The sequence below is a fragment of the Kribbella capetownensis genome (assembly GCF_004331485.1).
GTDB lineage: Bacteria > Actinomycetota > Actinomycetes > Propionibacteriales > Kribbellaceae > Kribbella > Kribbella capetownensis.
On the sequence record NZ_SJKD01000006.1, the window covers coordinates 340,272 to 359,449 of the forward strand.

Sequence of the window (19,178 nt, forward strand, 5' to 3'; positions counted from 1 at the left end):
CCGTGACCATTTCCGTGGTCATGTCCGTGATCAGGACATCTGTCACCGCAGATGCTAGCCGCGTTCACTCGCCGGAACTGTCAGTTGTCCCCAGGCGAGCACTATCCTGCCGTCGCATGGATGCCGAGCGGGTCGACTGTGTGGGTGCTCTCGTGTACGACGAGCAGCGCCGGCTGCTGGTGGTACGCCGGGCCAACGAACCGGGCCGCGGGCTGTGGGCGCTCCCCGGCGGACGGGTCGAGCCAGGCGAGGACGATCCCACCGCGGTGGCTCGCGAGGTCGCCGAGGAGACCGGCCTGACCGTGCAGGTCGGGGCCATGGTCGGCGAGGTCGAACGCGAGGCCCCCCAGGGCCGGCTGTACGTGATCCGCGACTACGAGGCGACCGCGGTGGGTGGAACGCTCACTCCCGGTGACGACGCCACCGACGCGAAGTTCGTCACCCGCACCGAGTTCCTCGCCCTGTCGACCACGACCCTGCTCGTTTCCACGCTGGAGCAGTGGAACGCGCTCCCCGGCTGATCAGCAGTTGGTGACCGGGACCCGGCCGGTGGCGAACGCCGCCGGGGTGACCCGCATCAGGGCGCGGAAATCGGCGATCAGGTGCGACTGATCGGCGTACCCGGCCCCGGCAGCGGCCGTTGACCACGAGCGCTGGTTCTCGCTGATCAGGCCACGCACCCGGGCGATCCGGGCGAAATGCTTCGGTGACAGCCCGACGGCCTGCCGGAAGATCCGGCGCAGGTACCGATCACTCACGCCGAGGCGGGTTGCGGTCTCCCCCACGCTCCGTCGCGACGACAGTTCCTCCACCGCCTCGCCGATCAACTCGAACCGCTCCGGCAGCCGTCGCGGGACCCGCTCGAGCAGATGGCTCCCGATGACCGCGACAGCTTGCTCAGGGTGATCGCGATCCAGCCGCTCCGAAAGCCCTGCAGCCGTCGTACACACGTCGCTCAACGGCACAATCCGGTCGACCAACTCATCGGCAGCAATCCCCAGCAGCGGCATCGCCTGGCCGGGCCTGATCCGCAGTCGCAGGCAGACAGGTAGCTCCTTGCCCGAGTGGTACGACGCTTTGGTCCGGGGACCCGCGATCAGTACGTCGCTCTCCCCGGCGGCGTTGATCCGCCACACCAGCGTGGTCGCGGGGTCCGGTGGGAGCACGATCATCGACACGTCGGAGCGTTGCAGGGTGATCTCCTCGACCCACGGCTCCAGTGCGCGCACGGTTCGAGCCTAGCCAGTCGTCGGCCCCCGCCGTAGTACCGAAAGTTCCTATCCAGCGGTACGGCGTACTCCGCAGAGTGATCGCATGATCCTGGTCACCGGTGCCACGGGCACCATCGGCAGCGAGCTCGTCCGTCAACTGGTTGCCCGCGGCACCCCCGTCCGCGCGATGACCCGCGAACCGGGCCGCATGCAACCAACTCCCGACGTCATCATCACACAAGGGGATTTCGAGGATCCCATGTCATTGCGTCGGGCAACTGAGGATGTGCGCGAGGTCTTCCTGCTCAGCGCGCCGGGGCCACGGGTACCTGAACATGATCGGGCGATGATGGATGCCGCGGTCGAGGCCGGCGTACGCAAGATCGTCAAGTTGTCGGCGATCGGGAGTACTGAGCAGGGCATGCCGGGCAACTGGCACGCGGCCGGTGAACAGGCGGTGCGGGAGAGCGGTCTGGCGTGGACGATCCTGCGACCGGCCGGCTTCGCGTCGAACGCACTGCGCTGGGTGCCGGCGATCCGCGCCGGACAAGCGATTCCCAACCTGACCGGTTCGGGCGTGCACGCGTTCGTGGATCCGCGGGATGTCGCCGCGGTCGCGGCCGAGGCGCTGCTGTCAGCGGATCACGACGGGCAGATCTACACACTGACTGGGCCGGAACTGTTGAGCGTGCCGGATCAGGTGCGGCAGTTGTCGGAGGTGCTCGGCCGGGAGTTCGCGGTGAGCGACGTACCGCGGGAGGTCGCGGCAGAGCGGATGCGGGCCGCGGGGATGGACGAGGCGGTGGTGTCGGTCGCGATCCGGGGTGCCGAGCTGATCAGAAGCGGTGCGGACAAGACGTTCACCGCCGATGTCGAGCGGGTGCTCGGACGCCCGGCCGGCACCTTCCGCGGTTGGGCGGAAAGCAATGGCGCTGCGTTCGGGTGATCGGCCAGACTGTCCTGATGGAGAACGTCGTGCGGGCGGTCGAGGAGAACGCGGCCGAACTGCTGATGGCGATGGGGGCCGCCGGAGGTGGTGTGCAGCGGGACGACGCCGCGGCACGGTGGACGATCGGAGGTTCGCCGATCGATTACCACAACGCGGTGGTTGGAGCGACCGGCGAGGAAGTGATCGCGGAATCCCTTGCTGAGTTGAGGAATCACGGCGTACCGGGGAGCTGGCATGTCGGGCCGTCGATGCGGTCGGACGGTCTGACTGAGCAGTTGGTCGCGGGCGGCTTCACGTACGGCGGGAGTGAGCCCGGGATGGCCGTGCGGCTGGACGAGCTGCGGACGCCGGCCGTCGTTCCAGGGCTCGAGATCACACGGGTGCGGGACGACGAGGAGCTCGCGACGTGGGAGGCGACGCTCGGGCAGGGGTTCGGGGAGGGCGTGAAGGAGGCTCGGTGGGTCGCCGAGGTCTACCGGCAGCTCGGGTACGGCGATCCGTGGCGGCACTACCTCGGACGGCTCGACGGTGAGCCGGTCGCGACGACCACGATCTTCCTCGGCGCCGAGGTGGCCGGGGTGTACTTCGTGATGACGGTCCCCCAGGCGCGGCGGCGCGGGATCGGCGCGGCGATCACGTACGCCGCCCTCCGCGAGGCCGATGGCGTTGCGGAGTACGGCGTACTGGGATCGTCGCCGGCCGGGCGGTCGTTGTACGCCGGGCTCGGGTTCCGCGAGTACTGCACGATCGACCTCTACGAATGGACGCCCACCGGCTGAGCAGCGGCCGGAACAGCGGAGCGTTGGCGGAGCAGCAGCCAGGCGTCGAAACCGACCACCAGTGCCGTGAGGCCGTGGATGCCGAGCGCGGTGGCGACCGAGCCGCCGTGGGTCAGTACGACGGTCATGTCCACGATCGGGATGAGTGCGACAAGCGCCATCACGATGCCGGTCGCACGGCGCTCGCCGAGTGCGAACAGGACCAGGATGACCAGGCCGAAGGCGACGTCGCGGATCCCCTTCACGGGGAAGTACCCGGCCGCGGTACCGGTCGGCCAGGGGTCGATGCCGAACCCGGCGGCGGCTCCAGGCCCGTCGAAGAGGAATCGCAGGCCGAACGAGATCGGGAACAGGCCGAGCAGGACGGTGAGCACAGTGACGAAACGACGCATGATGGACTCCTTGATCTAGCAGCGCTAACTTCTCTAGCGACGCTAACACTGCCATTGCTAGATTGTCTAGCGGTGCTAAGATCCGGTCTATGCCGAGTCACACACGCAGGGAACGGGCGCTGGAGGAGCGGCGGGAGCTGATCGTGCGCACCGCCCGCGAACTCGCCGAGGCCGAAGGGTGGGAGGCCGTCACCACCCGCCGCCTGGCCGAAGCCGTCGACTACAGCCAGCCCGTCCTCTACGGCCACTTCAAGAACATGGACGCCATCTCCACCGCCGTGGCACTCGAAGGCTTCGAAGAACTGGCCGCCGTACTCCGCACCGGTCGGGAACGCGACGGTCTACGCGGACTGGCCGAGGCCTACCTGCGGTACGCCGAGGAGCACCCGGCCGTCTACGACGCGATGTTCGTACGACACACAGACCTGCTGTTCGGACAGGTCGAGACTCCCGAGATCCTGAGGACGACGTTCGGCGAGATCATGGCCGCCGTCACCCCGTTCGCACCCGACGACCCCGAAACCCTCACCGAGGTGTTCTGGAGCTCCCTCCACGGCCTCGCCACCCTCGCCAACGGCTCCCGCCTCCGCCCCACCCACCACCAACAACGCCTCAACCACCTGATCGCCGCCATCGGCCACCCCTGAAGCCCTTCGCGGAAACAATTCGTCGCTCAGCGGCGAATGGTTTCCGGAGAGCGACGGTACGAGGTGGTTGTCCACAGCCGCCTCGGCGAGGGTCGGCGAAATCCGTCACGCTTGAGCGGATGGACTGGTGGTGGCGGCGACAGCTCGCGGACGAGGGCATCGACGCGCTGATCCACGACCAGCAACGGATCGTGTCGCGCGTCCAGCTGTCCGCCGCCGGCTGGTCCAAGGCGCGGATCCGGCAACCGTTGCGGGCTCGACGCTGGCAGACCGTCCACCCCGGCGTCTACGCCACCCATACCGGACCGATCGGGTACGACGAGCAGCTGCTGGCGGCCCTGCTCTACTCCGGACCCGAGGCGGCGTGGAGCCATTACACCGCGGCGGAGCAGCTCGGCCTGATCACCCCGGACCGCAACCGCTCGGTCTACGTGACGATCCCGGAACACCGCCGGGTCCGGCGCCAGCCGAATCTCGTCGTACATCGCGACCAGCACTGGGCGGCTCGCGTCGCCGCCGTCGTACCGCCTCGACGGACTCCGGCACATGCCGTCCTCGACATCGTGGGCATCACACGATCCCTTGACGGGGCGGCGGCGGTGATCGCCGAGGCCTGTCAGAGCGGCCGAGTCGCTCCCGCGGAGATCGTGAGGGCGATGGCCGGCCGTCCGCGGTTGCGGCATCGCCGATCGCTCCGGCCGATCATCGAGGACGTCGCTGCCGGGTCACATTCGCTGCTCGAGCTGCGCTATCTGCGCGACGTCGAGCGCAAGCACGCGTTGCCGACCGGGCAACGGCAACGCGCGGTGGACCGCGAGTTCACCGACGTGTTCTATGCCGGGTTCGAGCTCGTGGTCGAGCTCGACGGGCAGCTCCACCTGGTCCCGCGGCAGCGATGGCGTGACCTCGATCGAGACAACCGTGCCACGCTGCGGACCGAGTCGACGCTGCGTTACGGCTGGTTCGACGTCACCGGCCGGCCGTGCGAGGCCGCCGTACAGGTCCTGCAGGTACTGCGTCGGCGGACGCCGGCCCTGGCGGCGAAGCGGTGCGGGCCAACCTGCCCGGTCCGCTGACGCTCTTCGGAAAGAAAGTGTCGCGCAGCGGCGATTTGTTTCCGGGAAGCGGCTAGTTGTTCCAGTGGTGGATTGCGGGGGAGCCTCGTTCCCAGCCTAGGACTGAGATGGTGGCGGTGTTGAGGACGAAGTGGCGGCCTTCGGTGACGTCCAGTTCGAGCCAGCGGGCGGTGAGGGCACGGAGGGCGTGGGAGTGGCCGAAGACGAGGACGTCGCCGGAGACTGCGGCGATGCGGGCGTTGACGCGGTCGAGGCGGGCCGCCACCTGGGCCGGGGCTTCGCCGTTGGGTACGGGATCGTCCCAGACCGTCCAGCCGGGCACGGTCTCGCGGATCTCCGCGGTGGTGATGCCTTCGTAGTCCCCGTAGTCCCACTCGACCAGGTCGTCGTCGACCTCGGCGTCCGGGTAACCGGCCAACTCCGCCGTACGCCGGGCACGTTGCCGCGGTGAGGTGAGGACCAGGTCGAAGTTCTCGGCCGCCAGGCGTTGCTTCAGCGACGCCGCGACCTGCTCGCCGTCCGCGGTCAGCGGAAGGTCGGTGACGGACGTGTGCCGGCCGGCCCGGCTCCACTCGGTCTCGCCGTGCCGGACCAGGAAGAGCTGGTCGGTTCGTTCCGGTGTGGTCACGCTTTCATCGTCGCAGATCCGGGCCGAGGTCTTGACCGATGCACCTGGAGCAGGGCAGGGTCGGAAACTGTAAGCGCTTCCACTCCGACTCCTCAGGAGCGAGCACGTGGCATCCGGAACCAGCGGGAGGCCGGCGACGATCTACGACGTCGCGGCCCGCGCGAAGCTGTCGATCGCGACGGTTTCGCGCGTCCTGCAAGGGACCGGACCGGTGTCGGAGAAGGCGCGGGCCCGGGTCGACCAGGCGGCGCAGGAGCTCAACTACGTACCGCTGCGCGCCGCCCGAAGCCTGGCGGTACAACGGCATGAGGCGCATGGGCTCGTACTGCCCGACCTGGCCGGCCCGTTCTACGGCGACCTGCTGATGGGGTACGAACGCTGGGCCGGCGAGCACGGCCAGAGCGTGGTGATCACGGTGACGCACGGCCACCCGGATCCTCGCCGCAGCGTCCGCGACCTGGCCGGCCGGGTCGACGGGATAGTTGTCCACGGCAACGCTCTGGACCTGTCGACGATCCAGGACCTGCGCAAGACAGGCGCCCCGCTGGTGCTGGTCGCCCATCCCCCAATGACCGGCTGCGACTCGGTCCGGAGCGAGAGCGCTGCCAGTGCCGAGCAGCTGACGAACCGGTTGCTCGATCACGGGCAGACGAACCTGTTGTTCGTCGGCGATCCAGCCAGTTCGTACGACGTCTCCGAGCGGTACGCCGGGTTCGCCCGGGCCCACGCCCGTCGCGGGCTGGCGCCGCCGGAGCCCGAGCGGGTCCCGCTCACCGAGGAGTCCGGCGCCGAGGTCGGCGAGAGGGTGCTTCGGGCAACGAATCCGCCGGACGGGCTGGTCTGCGCGAACGACGAGCTCGCGCTGGCGGCGATGAACAGCCTGGCCGCGCAGGGCATCGGCGTACCGGACGAGATCGTGGTGACCGGGTGGGACGACGTGATGGCCGCGCGATACGTGTCGCCGGGGCTCACCACGGTGCGGCAGCCGATGATCGAGCTCGGCCGGCTCGCCGCACAACGACTGCACGAACGCGTGACCGGGGAACGGACCCGGGCGCGGAACGACGTACTGGCGACGCAACTCGTGCTACGGGACAGCTGTGGCACGGCGCAACCGGGGGATGCAGCAGGAACCGAGTGAGGAGACAACACATGTTCACCCACAGCATCCGCCGCCGATTGGTGATCGGCAGCGCTGCGCTCACCGCCACAGCTCTCGCGCTTGCGGGATGTGGCCGGTCCGAGGACACCCCGAGCGGGGGTTCACAGGCGACGACGACGGTCAGCGAAGGACCCGCCACCGGCAATCTGACCGTGTGGGCGATGGGGACCGAGGGCGAGAACCTGCCCAAGCTGATGCAGCAGTTCCAGCAGGCCAACCCGGGCGTGAAGGTGACCGTCACGCCGATCCCGTGGGACGCCGCGCACAGCAAGTTCACCACCGCGATCACGGCGCAGTCGCTGCCGGATGCCGCGATGGTGGGCACCACCTGGATGGGCGAGTTCGCCGACCTCGGCGCACTCGACCCGACTCCGCAGGGCTTCGACAACGGCGGCTTCTACCCCGGCGCACTGGACACCACCAAGGTGGGTGACACCCAGTACGGCGTTCCGTGGTACGTCGAGACGCGGTTGGTCTATTACCGCAAGGACCTGGCCGCGAAGGCCGGAGTCACCACGCCGCCGACCGACTGGGACGGCCTGAAGGCGATGGCCAAGGCGATGAAGGAGAAGGCCGGCGCGAAGTACGGGATCAACCTGCAGCCGGGCGGTACCGGCTCCTGGCAGACCGTGATGCCGTTCGCCTGGTCCGCCGGTGCGAACCTCACCACGGACGACCAGAAGGAGTTCACCTTCGACACTCCGGAGATGCAGGAGGGGCTGAAGTACTACCAGAGCTTCTTCACCGAGAAGCTGGCCGGCACCGACCTGCCGCCGAACCAGACCGAGGCGCAGTTCGTCAGCGGCCAGGTGCCGATGTTCATCTCCGGGCCGTGGATGGCCGGGTCGGTGGCCAAGCTCGGCGGGGACGCGATCAAGCCGAACATCGGTGTGTTCGAGATCCCGAAGAACAAGACCTCGACGTCGTTCGTCGGTGGCTCCAACTTCGTCGTGTTCAAGACGTCGAAGAACAAGGACAGCGCCTGGAAGCTGGTCAAGTTCCTGTCCGATGCGAAGACGCAGGCGGCGTGGTTCAAGATGTCGTCCGACCTGCCGGCGGTGAAGAGCGCGTGGCAGGACCCGAGCATCGCCTCCGACCCGCTGCTGCCGGTCTTCGGCAAGCAGTTGGAGAGCGCGAAGGCGCCGCCCGCGGTGGTGAACTGGGAGCAGGTCGCGAACGCGTTCGACACCGAGATCGAGAAGATGGCGAAGTCGGGCCAGTCCCCCGCCGACACCGCCAAAGCCACCCAGACCAAGGCATCGTCGATCGGCACTGGTAGCTGATCGCGATGGTTCATGACACAGCTCCCGACGAGGCGCTGCGGACCTCGTCGGGAGGACCGCGATCGGGTGGAGGTGCGCGCACGGTCGGTTCGCGTCCTCGCACCAGGCGGCTGGATCGGCAGACCTTCGCGGCGTGGGTGCTCGTCCTTCCGTTCGTGCTGCTGTTCGTCGCGTTCACGGCCGGGCCAGTGCTCGGGTCGTTGGGGATGAGCTTCACCGATATGCGGCAGCGGGATCTGCGGACGCCGTTCGCGGTGAACGGTGTCGGGTTCGGCAACTACGTGAAGGCGTTGTCGGACGAGACGTTCCGCAAGGCCGCGTTCAACACGGCGTACTTCGTGATCCTCGGCGTACCGCTCACGCTGGTCGTCGCGCTGGCGGCCGCGGTCCTGCTGGACCGTGGGGTGAAGCGGTTCCAGAGCCTGTTCAAGGTCGGCTATTACCTGCCCGTCGTCACGTCGATCGTCGCGATCGCGGTGATCTGGCGGTTCGTACTGGCGCCCGACTCCGGACTGGTGAATACCGTGCTCGGCTGGTTCGGCATCGACGGGCCCAACTGGCTGGCGTCGAAGACGCTGGCGATGCCGTCGCTGATCGCGATGGCGGTCTGGCGCAACTTCGGCTCCGCGATGATCATCTTCCTGGCCGGTTTGCAGGGCATCCCGCAGACGGTCGAGGAGGCCGGTCAGATCGACGGTGCGGGCTCATGGCAACGATTCCGCTACCTGATCCTGCCGTTGCTGCGACCCACCGTGCTGTTCACCAGCGTGACCACCGGGATCGGCTACCTGCAGTTCTTCGAAGAGCCGTTGGTGATGACCCAGGGCGGTCCGCTGAACAGCACGCTGTCGGTGTCGATGTACACGTACCAGCAGTTCGGGTTCGGCAACTACGGCCTGGCCACGTCGATGGCCTACATCCTGTTCGTCGTCATCGCCGTGGTCACGTTCATCCAGTTCCGGCTGCTGAGGGAGAAGTGATGCGCCGTACCTGGTGGATCTACCTGATCGGGGTGCTCGGCCTGGTGGCCGTCGCGGCGCCGTTCCTGTGGATGGTGCTCGGCAGTTTCAAGACGCAGGGCGAACTGCTCCGCGTCCCGCCGACCTGGTGGCCGGACAATCCGACCACGCAGAACTACGGCGACCTGTTCAACAAGGCGAGCTTCCCGCGCTACTTCCTCAACTCGACCCTGGTCGCGCTGGTCGTGACGGCCGGGAACCTGACCTTCTGCTCGATGATCGGCTACGCGCTGGCCAAGCTGCGGTTCAAGGGCCGCGACGCGCTGTTCGTGCTGGTGCTGGCGACGCTGATGATCCCCGGCATGGTCACGTTCGTGCCGCTGTTCGTGCTCGTCACCAACGCCGGGCTGGCGAACAGCTACCCCGGCCTGATCCTGCCGTTCCTGGTGTCGCCGTTCGGCGTCTTCCTGATGCGGCAGTTCTTCTCCGGACTGCCGGACGACCTGATGGACGCCGGCCGGGTGGACGGCACCAGCGAACTGGGCATCTTCGGCCGCATCATGCTGCCGTTGACGCGGCCGGCCCTGGCCACGCTCGGCATCCTGACCTTCCTCGGTTCCTGGAACAACTTCCTCTGGCCGCTGGTGATCGCCCAGACCGAGGACAAATACACCCTTCCCGTCGCCCTGGCGCTGTACTCGACCGGCCAGAACGCGCAGAACTACGGCCTGCTGATGGCCGGCGCGGTCGTGGTCGTCCTGCCGGTGCTGGTGATGTTCCTCGCCTTCCAGCGTCATGTCACCAAGGGCATTGCCATCACCGGACTGAAATAGCCACAGCACCGGACTCAAGTAGACCTCTGGAGACTTGGATGACCGCCAACATCAGTCGCCGTACCCTGCTCGCCGCCGGCGGCGCCGCCGCGCTGATCGGCACCACCGCAAGCACGACGTACGCCGGGACGCCCGACCCGGCCGCCCTCCTGAAGGGCAACTGGAAGCCGGGCCGTGAGGACAAGGCCCTGGTCGGACGCTGGGCGCGAGACACCTGGCGCAGCCTGGTCGCGATGACCGACGAGAAGACCGGCCTGCCCGCCGACAACATCGGCTCCTCGATCACGAATCCGGTCCGCAGCCAGTACACCTCCCCCACCAACATCGGCGGCTACCTGTGGAGCACGGTCGTCGCCCGCCACCTCGGCATCATCTCGCCGAAGGAGTCGCTGCGCCGGATCACCCAGACCCTGACCACGATGTCGAAGGTCGACCACCACGAGCCGAGCGGCATGTACTTCAACTGGTACGACGAGTCGACCGGTGAGGTGCGGTACGTCGACCCGGACGGGACGAAGCCGATCACGCCGTTCGTGTCGAGTGTCGACAACGGCTGGTTCGCCTGCGCGCTGATGGTGGTCCGCAACGCCGAGCCGGGCGCCCGCGCACTGGCGGATTCGCTGCTGAGCAAGATGAACTTCGCCTACTACTACAACCCGGCGGCCCGGCCCGGCGGGCTCATGCGCGGCGGCTTCTTCGAGACCCCGCCGCCGGACGAGGAGACCGACAAGGGCAACCACGCCGGCACCGGACCTGACGTGTACTACCGCAAGTTCCACTACGACACCTGCAACACCGAGGCCCGGATCGCCGGCTACATGGGATTCGCACTCGATCAGGTCCCGCACACGCAGTACTTCGCGACGTACCGGACGTTCCCGGACTCGTGCGACTGGTCCTGGGTCGAGCAGAAGCCGAAGGGCGTGCACCGGACGTACCTTGGTCTCGACGTCTTCGAGGGCACCTACTCGTACCGCGGGATGCGGCTCGTGCCGTCCTGGGGTGGCGACATGTTCGAGTCCCTGATGCCCGATCTGTTCATCCCCGAATCGACCTGGGCGCCGCGCAGTTGGGGCATCAACCACCCGCTCACCGTCCGCGCGCAGATCGAGCACGGACTGGACGACGCGAAGTACGGCTACTGGGGCTTCTCGCCGGCGTCGAACCCGAAGGGCGGGTACTCCGTCTACGGAGTCGAGGCGATCGGGATGGACCCGGGCGGCTACCCGTCCGACCTGGAGGCGACGAACTTCGACGCCGGCTTCGAGGGCTGCCGCGAGGGCGTCAACCCGAATCCGACCTTCGGCGACGGCGTGGTCACCCCGCACGCCGCGTTCCTGGCGATGCAGTACGCACCGGGACAGGCGATCGAGAATTTGCGCCGGATCGAGACGAACCTGCACGCGTACGGCGCCGGCGGCTTCTACGACTCGGTCGCGGTCCGCTCCGGCCTGATCGCCCAGCGGTACCTGGCGCTCGACCAGGCGATGGTGATGGGTGCCATCGGCAACGTCTTCGCCAATGACGTGGTCCGGCGGAACTTCAGCACCAAGACGGTGGAGCGCCGGATCCGGCCGCTGATCGCGATGGAGCAGTTCGAGTCCGGGCTCGAGTGACAGGAAACGGGAGAGCTGGTTGATGCACGACGACGCCAAGACCGACTGGGACGCGCGGATCGCGCTCCGCAGTGACGAGGAGCGCGCGTTCGCCTTCCCGGACCTGGATCCGCCGAAGCAGGTCACCGCGACCGGCGGCGCCGGTCAGGTGACGATCGACTGGACGCCGGTGGACGGAGCCGCGGGGTACCTGATCCTGCGCTCCACCGGCGACCACGGCCCACTCGAGCCGGTCGATCACCACAGCGGCGACCTCCTGTCGGTCCCGGCACCGCCGTACGTCGACACCACGTGCACCCCGGGGACGCCGTACCGGTATGCGGTCGCGAGCGTCCCCGAGGTGACCGCGAGCGGCCGTCCGAGCAACACGGTCACCGCCGTGCCACTGGTTGCCGATGGCACCGTCCCGGTGGTCTCGGTGACGGTCGATACGGTTGCCAAGGGCACTGAGCTGGCGAGGCCCTGGGTTCCGATGGTCGGCAGCGAACGGCTCAGCCAGCTGCTCTGCACGGATCTCACCGGTGGTCACGAGATCGGTACGGAGCTGGAGCAGGCGCTGCGCCGGATGCACGACGAGATCGGGGTGCGAACGGTCCGGGCGCACGCGATCTTCCACGACGACACCCGTGTGTACGCCGAGGTCGACGGCGAACCGGCGTACGACTTTTCGGTCGTCGACGCGATCTACGACAAGCTGCTCGCGCTGGGGCTGCGGCCGGTGGTCGAGCTCGGGTTCATGCCGCGGGACCTGGCCAGTGATCCGGACCGGACCGTGTTCGCGTACGGCGCGATCATCTCGCCGCCGAAGTCGTACGAGCGCTGGCACGACCTGGTCCGCGCGCTGGTGCAGCACCTCGTCGAGCGGTACGGCCTCGACGAGGTACTGACCTGGGACTTCGAGGTGTGGAACGAGGCCAACCTGGAGGTCTTCTGGTCCGGCACGAAGGCGGAGTACCTGCACCTGTACGACGCGACCGCGGCGGCCGTGAAGTCGGTGGACCAGCGACTCGCGATCGGTGGACCGTCGTCGGCCGCGGCGGGCTGGGTGGACGACCTGCTCGCCCACGCGGCCGCCGAAGGGACGCCGGTGGACTTCGTGTCGACGCACACCTACGGCAGTCCGCCGCTCGATGTGCAGGCCTCGCTGGATCGGCACGGGTTCAGCGACGCGCGGATCCTGTGGACCGAGTGGGGCGTGACCCCGACGCACTTCAATCCGATCAACGACTCGGTGTTCTCCGGAGTGTTCCTGCTGCGCGGGATGAAGTCGGCGGCCGGCCGGGTCGACGCGCTCGCGTACTGGGTCGCGTCCGACCACTTCGAGGAGCTCGGCCGTCCGCCGCGGTTCCTGCACGGCGGCTTCGGCCTGCAGACCGTAGGTGGGCTGGCGAAGCCCCGGTACCACGCGATGAGCCTGCTGAGTCGGCTCGGGCCGGTCGAGCTGCCGGTGACGTGGAGCGGTGACGGCGGCGGCAGTCTGGTCGAGGCGTGGGCCTCCCACGATGACGATCGGATTGCCGTACTGCTGTGGAATCTGACCCTCGACCAGACCAAGTCGGCGGGGGCACCGGAACTGTCCAGGACGGTCCACGTGCAGCTGCCCGGCGTGGATCCGTCCTGGCAGGCCACCGTCACCACCCTCGGCATCGGCGTCGGCGATGTCGCCGCAGCCGCCGCTGACCTCGGGATCGGTGACTGGCCCAGCGACGAGCAACTGGCCGAGCTGGCCGACCGGAGCCGGATGGTCAGTACTCCGCTGGAGTGGAACGGTTCAGCACTCGAGCTGACTCTCCCGATGCCGTCCGCGGTCCTGGTGGAGCTGCTTCGCCCGCATCAAGATTGACCGCGTCCTGGATCCAGCGTTCGACGCCGGCGATGTGGACCGTCGCCCAGGCCCGCGCGACCTCGGGTTCGCGGGCGGCGATGGCGTCGAGGATCGAGCGGTGTTCGGCGACTGACCGAGCGACGGCACCGGTCTGGGTCAGGCCGCGCCAGATCCGGGCCCGGTACGTCGGCTGACGCAGGCTCTCGATGATCGAGGCCAGCGCCCGGTTGCCACTGCCGATCGCGAGCAGCCGGTGGAACTCCACGTCACAAGCGAGTTGGTCATCCGCCGATGGCTCCTCGCCGAGATCGTCGAGCAACTTTCGCAGTGCGATGACGTCCTCGTCCGGCATCCGGAGCGCGGCCCGCGCCGCCGCGGCCGGCTCGAGGATCCGGCGTACCTCGAAGAACTCCAGCACCGACGCGTCCTGGTGCAGGTCGAGGACGAACCCCATCGTCTCCATCAGCAGGGCCGGGTCGAGGCTCGTCACGAACGTCCCGTCGCCCTGGCGGACCTCGAGGATCCGGATCAGCGCCAGCGCCTTGACCGCCTCGCGCAGCGAGTTCCGGGACAGGCCGAGGCGTGCGGCCAGGTCGGCTTCGCGCGGAAGCCGGTCGCCGGGCTGCAGTTCGCCGGACACGATCATCTGCTTGATCCGGTCGATCGCCTCGTCGGTGACCCGCATGCCAGCCTCCCTGCTCGGCCCGGAAACCTCCGATGTCTTGGGACAATACATCGGAGGTCTGCTCGGCGCATCTACGCTCAGCGCCGAGTTTCTTCCCTGAAATAAGGCCACGAACTGTTGACTCTCGTCAAGACTTCGGCATATTGATCGGATGAATCACAGCTCTCCTTGGAGGTCAGGATGAGAGGAACACCAGCGCGGGCTCGCCGCTGGGCCACCGCCGCCCTGTCGGTACTGGCTCTGACGGCGGTGGCGGCCTGTGGCGGCGGCAACGACGGCAGTGGCGGCGGATCCGGTTCGGCCGACAAGGCCGATCTCACCTGGTCGTTCTGGGTCGCCGGGACCGAGGACCAGGCCGCGTGGCAGAAGGTCGCGGACCAGGCCCACACGGACCATCCCGGCATCACCGTCAAGCTCCAGGGCACCACCTGGGACAACTACTGGGCGAAGGTCGGCACCCTGCTGGCCAGCGGCAAGGCCCCGTGCATCATGGGCATGCAGAGCCTGCGGCTGGCGTCGTACGCGAACGCCCTGCTCCCGCTCGACGACCTGATGACGAAGTACGGCCTGAAGACCGAGGACTTCGACAAGCCGATCATGGACGGCCTGAAGGCGGACGGGAAGCAGATCGCGATCCCGTACGACTCCGGCCCGATGGTGATCTTCTACAACCGCGACCTGTTCAAGGCCGCCGGCGTGGCCGAGCCGAAGCCGGGCTGGACGATGGACGAGTTCACCGCGGCCGCGAAGAAACTCACCAGTGCCGGGAAGACCGGATTCGTGACGAGTCCCGGCGATCTGGGCGTGACGTCCTGGGTCCGGACCCAGACCGGGGCGGAGCCGCTCGCCGACGGCAAGCTCGCGCTCACCGATCCGAAGTTCGAAGAGGGCTTCACGACGTACGCCAACTTCGTCAAGACCGACAAGATCGCCCCGCAGGTGCCGTCCGGCAACCCCGACTTCGAGACCCAGCAGTTCACCTCCGGCAAGGCCGCGATGCAGCTGAACGGGCCGTGGTCGCTGATCGACGTCAAGGGCAAGGTCAAGTTCGACCTCGGCATCGCGCCGATCCCGGCAGGTCCGGACGGCTCGAAGACCTACACGGCCGGCTCGGGCTTCGGCATCTCGCGGTCCTGCAAGACGCCGGACGCGGCCTTCCAGGCGATCATGTCGATGACGAGTGAGAAGCCGCTGACCACGCTGGCCGTGGCCGGCCGGGCGTACCCGGCGCGCACCGTCGCGCACCCGGCCTGGTTCACCGCAGTCAAGGTCGAGGGCGCCAAGGAGACGATCGACTACGCGTCCGAGAACTCGGTCCCGCTGGTGACCTCGAAGAACTGGGTCCAGGTGGCCGACCTGCTCAACCGGTTCGGGACGCAGGCGCTGAACGGCGAGATCCCGCCGGACCAGGCGCTGAAGACCATCCAGGACCAGGCGGGCGCCGGTTCCTGATGGCCACCGACACCACCACCGTCGCTCCGCCCGGTCTGCCCTCCAAGGCCGACCGGGTGGGGCGCCGGCCCGCGCTGCGACGAGACGGCCGGTTCGCCGGGATCTTCCTCGCCCCGAGTCTCGGCGGGCTGGCCCTGTTCACGCTGTTCCCCACCGCGATGGCGCTGGCGATCAGCCTGTTCGACTGGCCGGTGTTCGGCGAGCGCAAGTTCCTCGGCATCGACAACTACACCCAACTGCTGAACGATCCGGTGTTTCGCCGGGTGGTGCTGAACACGGCCCTGTTCGTGGTGCTGTACGTGCCGCTGAACCTGGTCGTGTCGCTGGGGCTCGCGGTCTGGGTCGGGCCGAAGATCAAGGGCCGGCAGGCGTTCCGGGTGCTGTTCTTCATCCCGGTGATGACGCCGATGGTGGCCAACGTGATGGTCTGGCGGCTGTTGTTCCAGCCCGGCGGCCTGCTCGACAGCGGGTTGGAGAGCTGGTTCGGCATCAACGCGCCGAACTTCCTCGGCTCCTCTGCCTGGGCGATGCCGGCGGTCGTGGCGATGTCGATCTGGCAGGGCTTCGGCTACAACTTCCTGGTCTTCTCCGCCGCCCTCGACCAGGTGCCGCAGTCGCAACTGGAGTCGGCCCAGATCGACGGCGCCGGGCCGCTCCAGCGGTTCCGGTACGTGACCTGGCCGATGATCACGCCGTCGATCTTCTTCGCCACCACGATGACGCTGATCACGTCGTTCCAGGTGTTCGTGCAACCGTTCATCCTGACCCAGGGCGGTCCGGGCGTGGCCACCCAGACGATCGTGATGTACGTCTACAACCAGGGCTGGCAGTTCCTCACCATGGGGCTGGCGTCCGCCGCGGGCTGGGTGCTGTTCGTGATCATCATGGCGGTCACCGCGATCCAGTTCGTCGGGCAGCGGAAGTGGGTGCAGTATGACGTCTGAAACCCTTGGCCGCCGGGTCCGCAGCGGGGTCTCGCACACGCTGTTGATCATCGTCGCGATCGCCTTCCTCGGGCCGCTGGTGTACGCCGTGTCCACCTCGCTGAAACCAGCGGACGAGGTGTTCACGCCGACACCGCACCTGTTCGGCTCCGAGATCCGCTGGCAGAACTACGCCGACGCGTTCACGTTCGCGCCGTTCGGCCGCTACTTCCTGAACAGCCTGTTCGTCGCGGTCGCCGGCACCGCGGTCGTGGTGATTGCCTCGAGCCTGTCGGCGTACGCCTTCGCCCGGCTGCAATTCAGGGGCCGTGAGCAACTGTTCGTCCTGTTCCTGGGCACGCTGATGGTGCCGCAGGAGGTACTGATCGTGCCGATGTACTGGCTGATGCAGTCGCTCGGCTGGGTGGACAGCTACTGGGCGCTGATCCTGCCCTGGGCATTCACCGCGTTCGGCACCTTCCTGCTGCGCCAGTTCTTCCTGACCGTTCCGGCCGAGCTGGAGGAGGCGGCGCGGGTCGACGGGTGCGGGCCGTTCCGCTCGTTCCTGCGGATCATGCTGCCGTTGGCGCGGCCGGCCATCGCCGTACTGACCGTCTTCACCTTCATCAGTTTCTGGGGCAGTTTCCTGTGGCCGCTGATCATCGTGAACAGCGTGACCGACAAGGGCACGGTACCGCTCGGCCTGGCCCAGTTCGTCGGCCAGCAGGGCACCCAGTGGAACCTGATGATGGCGGCCTCGATCCTGGCGATGGTGCCGACCGTCCTGCTCGTGATCCTGCTCCAGAAGCATCTCGTCCGCGGCCTGCTCGTCACCGGTCTGGGCGGCCGCTAACTCACACCCGAGGAGATCTCAGATGACCGACGCGCCTCCTGCGCATGCTGTCGAGAAGTTTCGTGACTGGCGGTTCGGCCTGTTCGTCCACTGGGGGCTGTACTCGCTGCCGGCCCGGCATGAGTGGGTGAAGAACCGCGAACAGCTGACCGACGAGGACTACCAGCCGTACTTCGACCACTTCGAGCCGGACCTGTACGACCCCGGCAAGTGGGCTCGCGCCGCCCGTGAGGCCGGGATGAAGTACGCCGTACTCACGACCAAGCACCACGAAGGCTTCTGCCTGTGGGACTCCGACGTCTCCGACTACACGGTCGCGAAGACCGCGTGGGGCAAGGACCTGGTCGGCCCGTTCGTGGAGGCGTGCCGGGCCGAGGGGCTCGGCGTCGGGTTCTACCACTCGCTGATCGACTGGCATCACCCCGAGTTCCCGATCGACCTGGTGCACCCGCAGCGGGACGACGAGGAGGCGATCGCGAAGGCGGCCGGCCGCGACATCCAGGTGTACGCCGACTATCTGCACGCGCAGACGCGCGAACTGCTGACGAACTACGGTCCGATCGACATCATGTGGTTCGACTTCTCCTACCCAGGCCGGAAGTACCCTGACGGCCGTGACGGGCACGGCAAGGGCCGCGACGACTGGCGGTCCGAGGAACTGATGGCGATGGTCCGGGAGTTGCAGCCGGACATCCTGATCAACGACCGGCTCGACATCCCGGGCGACTTCGTCACGCCGGAGCAGTACCAGCCGGACGGCCCGATGCAACGCGACGGGCAGCCGGTGCTGTGGGAGGCGTGCCAGACACTGAACGGTAGCTGGGGTTACGACCGGGACAACCTGGACTGGAAGTCACCCGAGACGCTGGTGAACATGCTCGTCGACTCGGTCTCCAAGGACGGCAACCTGCTGCTCAACGTGGGGCCGACCGGGCGGGGCGAGTTCGACCCGCGCGCACTGGCGACGTTGGCGTCGATCGGCGAATGGATGCGCCTGCACGAACGGTCGGTGCGCGGCGCGCGGCCGGCGGAGCTCTCCGCTCCCCCGGACTGCCGCTTCACCCAGAAGGGCAACCGGCTCTACCTGCACCTGTTCTCCTGGCCGATGGGCCACGTCCACCTGCCTGGACTCGCCGGCAAGGTGAAGTACGCCCAACTCCTGAACGACGCGTCCGAGATCAAGCGCATCGTCAACGACCCGCACCAAACCGCCCAGAACACCACCATGGGCGGTACTTCCGCCGACACTCTCACGCTCAAGCTACCGATCCAGAAGCCGAACGTCCTGGTCCCGGTGATCGAGCTGTTCCTGAGCTGACGACCTAGGAAGCCGGGGTGGGGCGGCCGGGCTGTTCTCCACCCCGGGCTTCCAGGTAGCTGTTCTTGGGGACCATGACCTTGCGGCGGAACAGGCAGACGACGGTGCCGTCCTGCTTGTAGCCCTTGGTCTCGACGTACACCACGCCGCGGTCGTCCTTCGACTTCGACTCCCACTTGTCCAGTACGACGGTCTCGCCGTAGATCGTGTCGCCGTGGAAGGTCGGGGCGACGTGCCGCAGCGACTCGACCTCGAGGTTGGCGATCGCCTTGCCGCTCACGTCCGGCACCGACATGCCGAGCAGGATCGAGTAGATGTAATTGCCCACCACAACGTTCTTGCCGAACTGGGTGGTCTCGCCGGCGTAGTGCGTGTCCAGGTGCAGCGGGTGGTGGTTCATCGTCAGCAGGCAGAACAGGTGGTCGTCGTACTCGGTCACCGTCTTGCCGGGCCAGTGCTTGTAGACAGCACCGACCTCGAACTCCTCGTAGCTACGCCCGAACTGCATGCCGGCTCCTCCTGAACGGGATGGACTCCCCATGCTGCCGAATCCGGGCGTCCCCGGTCCGTGGTGTGGCTCTCACCGG

Annotated in this window: 20 protein-coding genes; 15 read left to right on the forward strand and 5 right to left on the reverse strand. The window is 67.8% G+C overall.

The genetic code is table 11. The features are described from left to right. Positions 1–116: 116 nt before the first annotated feature. The gene (locus E0H75_RS26540) at positions 117–521 is read left to right on the forward strand and encodes an NUDIX domain-containing protein (RefSeq protein ID WP_131516359.1); all 405 of its coding nucleotides are present in this window, start codon (positions 117–119) and stop codon (positions 519–521) included. Here E0H75_RS26540 and E0H75_RS26545 read toward each other — a convergent pair whose 3' ends face one another. Then, positions 522–1,229, reverse strand: a complete 708-nt coding sequence (locus tag E0H75_RS26545; RefSeq protein ID WP_131516360.1) for a helix-turn-helix domain-containing protein — start codon at positions 1,227–1,229, stop codon at positions 522–524. It abuts the gene before it with no gap. Between the two features lie 85 nt (positions 1,230–1,314). Between E0H75_RS26545 and E0H75_RS26550 the strand changes: the two genes are divergently transcribed. Beyond that, entirely contained in the window at positions 1,315–2,157 is an 843-nt protein-coding gene (locus tag E0H75_RS26550) for an NAD(P)H-binding protein (protein ID WP_131516361.1), read from the forward strand. 17 nt (positions 2,158–2,174) lie between these two features. Beyond that, entirely contained in the window at positions 2,175–2,939 is a 765-nt protein-coding gene (locus tag E0H75_RS26555) for a GNAT family N-acetyltransferase (protein ID WP_131516362.1), read from the forward strand. Here the strand turns inward: E0H75_RS26555 and E0H75_RS26560 are convergent. Continuing rightward, a complete protein-coding gene (locus E0H75_RS26560) occupies positions 2,915–3,331 on the reverse strand; it encodes a DUF4267 domain-containing protein (protein WP_131516363.1) in 417 nt (138 codons plus the stop codon). The two genes, E0H75_RS26555 and E0H75_RS26560, sit on opposite strands and share 25 nt — an antisense overlap. An 89-nt stretch (positions 3,332–3,420) precedes the next feature. Here E0H75_RS26560 and E0H75_RS26565 point away from each other — a divergent pair, with 89 nt between their 5' ends. Further along, positions 3,421–3,978 (forward strand): TetR/AcrR family transcriptional regulator, encoded by a 558-nt coding sequence (locus E0H75_RS26565; RefSeq protein ID WP_131516364.1) that lies wholly within the window; start codon positions 3,421–3,423, stop codon positions 3,976–3,978. Positions 3,979–4,097: 119 nt separating this feature from the next. Next, positions 4,098–5,054, forward strand: coding sequence for a hypothetical protein (locus E0H75_RS43215; protein WP_165554042.1), 957 nt, complete (start codon positions 4,098–4,100; stop codon positions 5,052–5,054). A 52-nt stretch (positions 5,055–5,106) separates the two neighbouring features. Here the strand turns inward: E0H75_RS43215 and E0H75_RS26580 are convergent, their stop codons facing one another. Next, entirely contained in the window at positions 5,107–5,682 is a 576-nt protein-coding gene (locus E0H75_RS26580; protein ID WP_131516367.1) for a histidine phosphatase family protein, read from the reverse strand. Positions 5,683–5,788: 106 nt separating this feature from the next. Between E0H75_RS26580 and E0H75_RS26585 the strand changes: the two genes are divergently transcribed. From E0H75_RS26585 to E0H75_RS26610, 6 genes are read left to right on the forward strand one after another with little or no spacing between them, the layout of a single operon-like run. Then, on the forward strand, positions 5,789–6,823 hold the full coding sequence (locus E0H75_RS26585; RefSeq protein ID WP_131516368.1) for a LacI family DNA-binding transcriptional regulator: 1,035 nt from the start codon (positions 5,789–5,791) through the stop codon (positions 6,821–6,823). 11 nt (positions 6,824–6,834) lie between these two features. Next, positions 6,835–8,127, forward strand: a complete 1,293-nt coding sequence (locus tag E0H75_RS26590) for a sugar ABC transporter substrate-binding protein (protein ID WP_131516369.1) — start codon at positions 6,835–6,837, stop codon at positions 8,125–8,127. A gap of 5 nt (positions 8,128–8,132) precedes the next feature. After that, positions 8,133–9,107: a carbohydrate ABC transporter permease gene (locus E0H75_RS26595; protein WP_238163294.1), complete on the forward strand. Its 975-nt coding sequence runs from the start codon at positions 8,133–8,135 to the stop codon at positions 9,105–9,107. Further along, complete coding sequence (locus E0H75_RS26600; RefSeq protein ID WP_131516370.1) at positions 9,107–9,919, forward strand: carbohydrate ABC transporter permease; 813 nt, start codon at positions 9,107–9,109, stop codon at positions 9,917–9,919. Before E0H75_RS26595 ends, E0H75_RS26600 begins: the two co-directional genes overlap by 1 nt. Positions 9,920–9,957: 38 nt before the next feature. Continuing rightward, positions 9,958–11,535: a glucoamylase family protein gene (locus tag E0H75_RS26605; RefSeq protein ID WP_131516371.1), complete on the forward strand. Its 1,578-nt coding sequence runs from the start codon at positions 9,958–9,960 to the stop codon at positions 11,533–11,535. Positions 11,536–11,557: 22 nt separating this feature from the next. Then, a complete protein-coding gene (locus tag E0H75_RS26610) occupies positions 11,558–13,378 on the forward strand; it encodes a GH39 family glycosyl hydrolase (RefSeq protein WP_131516372.1) in 1,821 nt (606 codons plus the stop codon). Here E0H75_RS26610 and E0H75_RS26615 read toward each other — a convergent pair. Next, positions 13,281–14,045, reverse strand: coding sequence for a FadR/GntR family transcriptional regulator (locus tag E0H75_RS26615; protein ID WP_131516373.1), 765 nt, complete (start codon positions 14,043–14,045; stop codon positions 13,281–13,283). The two genes, E0H75_RS26610 and E0H75_RS26615, sit on opposite strands and share 98 nt — an antisense overlap. 180 nt (positions 14,046–14,225) lie before the next feature. Here E0H75_RS26615 and E0H75_RS26620 point away from each other — a divergent pair, with 180 nt between their 5' ends. From E0H75_RS26620 to E0H75_RS26635, 4 genes are read left to right on the forward strand one after another with little or no spacing between them, the layout of a single operon-like run. Then, entirely contained in the window at positions 14,226–15,497 is a 1,272-nt protein-coding gene (locus tag E0H75_RS26620) for an ABC transporter substrate-binding protein (protein ID WP_131516374.1), read from the forward strand. Further along, the gene (locus E0H75_RS26625) at positions 15,497–16,441 is read left to right on the forward strand and encodes a carbohydrate ABC transporter permease (RefSeq protein ID WP_131516375.1); all 945 of its coding nucleotides are present in this window, start codon (positions 15,497–15,499) and stop codon (positions 16,439–16,441) included. The genes E0H75_RS26620 and E0H75_RS26625 overlap by 1 nt, the downstream gene beginning before the upstream one ends. Next, positions 16,431–17,273: a carbohydrate ABC transporter permease gene (locus E0H75_RS26630; RefSeq protein WP_131516376.1), complete on the forward strand. Its 843-nt coding sequence runs from the start codon at positions 16,431–16,433 to the stop codon at positions 17,271–17,273. The genes E0H75_RS26625 and E0H75_RS26630 overlap by 11 nt, the downstream gene beginning before the upstream one ends. A gap of 22 nt (positions 17,274–17,295) precedes the next feature. Next, positions 17,296–18,591, forward strand: a complete 1,296-nt coding sequence (locus tag E0H75_RS26635) for an alpha-L-fucosidase (protein ID WP_131516377.1) — start codon at positions 17,296–17,298, stop codon at positions 18,589–18,591. Positions 18,592–18,595: 4 nt separating this feature from the next. On the opposite strand, the gene E0H75_RS26640 is transcribed toward E0H75_RS26635, so the two are convergent. After that, positions 18,596–19,099 (reverse strand): MaoC family dehydratase, encoded by a 504-nt coding sequence (locus E0H75_RS26640; protein ID WP_131516378.1) that lies wholly within the window; start codon positions 19,097–19,099, stop codon positions 18,596–18,598. Between the last annotated feature and the right edge of the window lie 79 nt (positions 19,100–19,178).

Coding starts and splice junctions, on each gene's coding strand:
- E0H75_RS26540 (WP_131516359.1), top strand. CDS start 117: ATGGATGCCGAGCGGGTCGACTGTGTGGGTGCTCTCGTGTACGACGAG.
- E0H75_RS26550 (WP_131516361.1), top strand. CDS start 1,315: ATGATCCTGGTCACCGGTGCCACGGGCACCATCGGCAGCGAGCTCGTC.
- E0H75_RS26555 (WP_131516362.1), top strand. CDS start 2,175: ATGGAGAACGTCGTGCGGGCGGTCGAGGAGAACGCGGCCGAACTGCTG.
- E0H75_RS26560 (WP_131516363.1), bottom strand. CDS start 3,331: ATGCGTCGTTTCGTCACTGTGCTCACCGTCCTGCTCGGCCTGTTCCCG.
- E0H75_RS26565 (WP_131516364.1), top strand. CDS start 3,421: ATGCCGAGTCACACACGCAGGGAACGGGCGCTGGAGGAGCGGCGGGAG.
- E0H75_RS43215 (WP_165554042.1), top strand. CDS start 4,098: ATGGACTGGTGGTGGCGGCGACAGCTCGCGGACGAGGGCATCGACGCG.
- E0H75_RS26590 (WP_131516369.1), top strand. CDS start 6,835: ATGTTCACCCACAGCATCCGCCGCCGATTGGTGATCGGCAGCGCTGCG.
- E0H75_RS26595 (WP_238163294.1), top strand. CDS start 8,133: ATGGTTCATGACACAGCTCCCGACGAGGCGCTGCGGACCTCGTCGGGA.
- E0H75_RS26600 (WP_131516370.1), top strand. CDS start 9,107: ATGCGCCGTACCTGGTGGATCTACCTGATCGGGGTGCTCGGCCTGGTG.
- E0H75_RS26605 (WP_131516371.1), top strand. CDS start 9,958: ATGACCGCCAACATCAGTCGCCGTACCCTGCTCGCCGCCGGCGGCGCC.
- E0H75_RS26610 (WP_131516372.1), top strand. CDS start 11,558: ATGCACGACGACGCCAAGACCGACTGGGACGCGCGGATCGCGCTCCGC.
- E0H75_RS26615 (WP_131516373.1), bottom strand. CDS start 14,045: ATGCGGGTCACCGACGAGGCGATCGACCGGATCAAGCAGATGATCGTG.
- E0H75_RS26620 (WP_131516374.1), top strand. CDS start 14,226: ATGAGAGGAACACCAGCGCGGGCTCGCCGCTGGGCCACCGCCGCCCTG.
- E0H75_RS26625 (WP_131516375.1), top strand. CDS start 15,497: ATGGCCACCGACACCACCACCGTCGCTCCGCCCGGTCTGCCCTCCAAG.
- E0H75_RS26630 (WP_131516376.1), top strand. CDS start 16,431: ATGACGTCTGAAACCCTTGGCCGCCGGGTCCGCAGCGGGGTCTCGCAC.
- E0H75_RS26635 (WP_131516377.1), top strand. CDS start 17,296: ATGACCGACGCGCCTCCTGCGCATGCTGTCGAGAAGTTTCGTGACTGG.
- E0H75_RS26640 (WP_131516378.1), bottom strand. CDS start 19,099: ATGCAGTTCGGGCGTAGCTACGAGGAGTTCGAGGTCGGTGCTGTCTAC.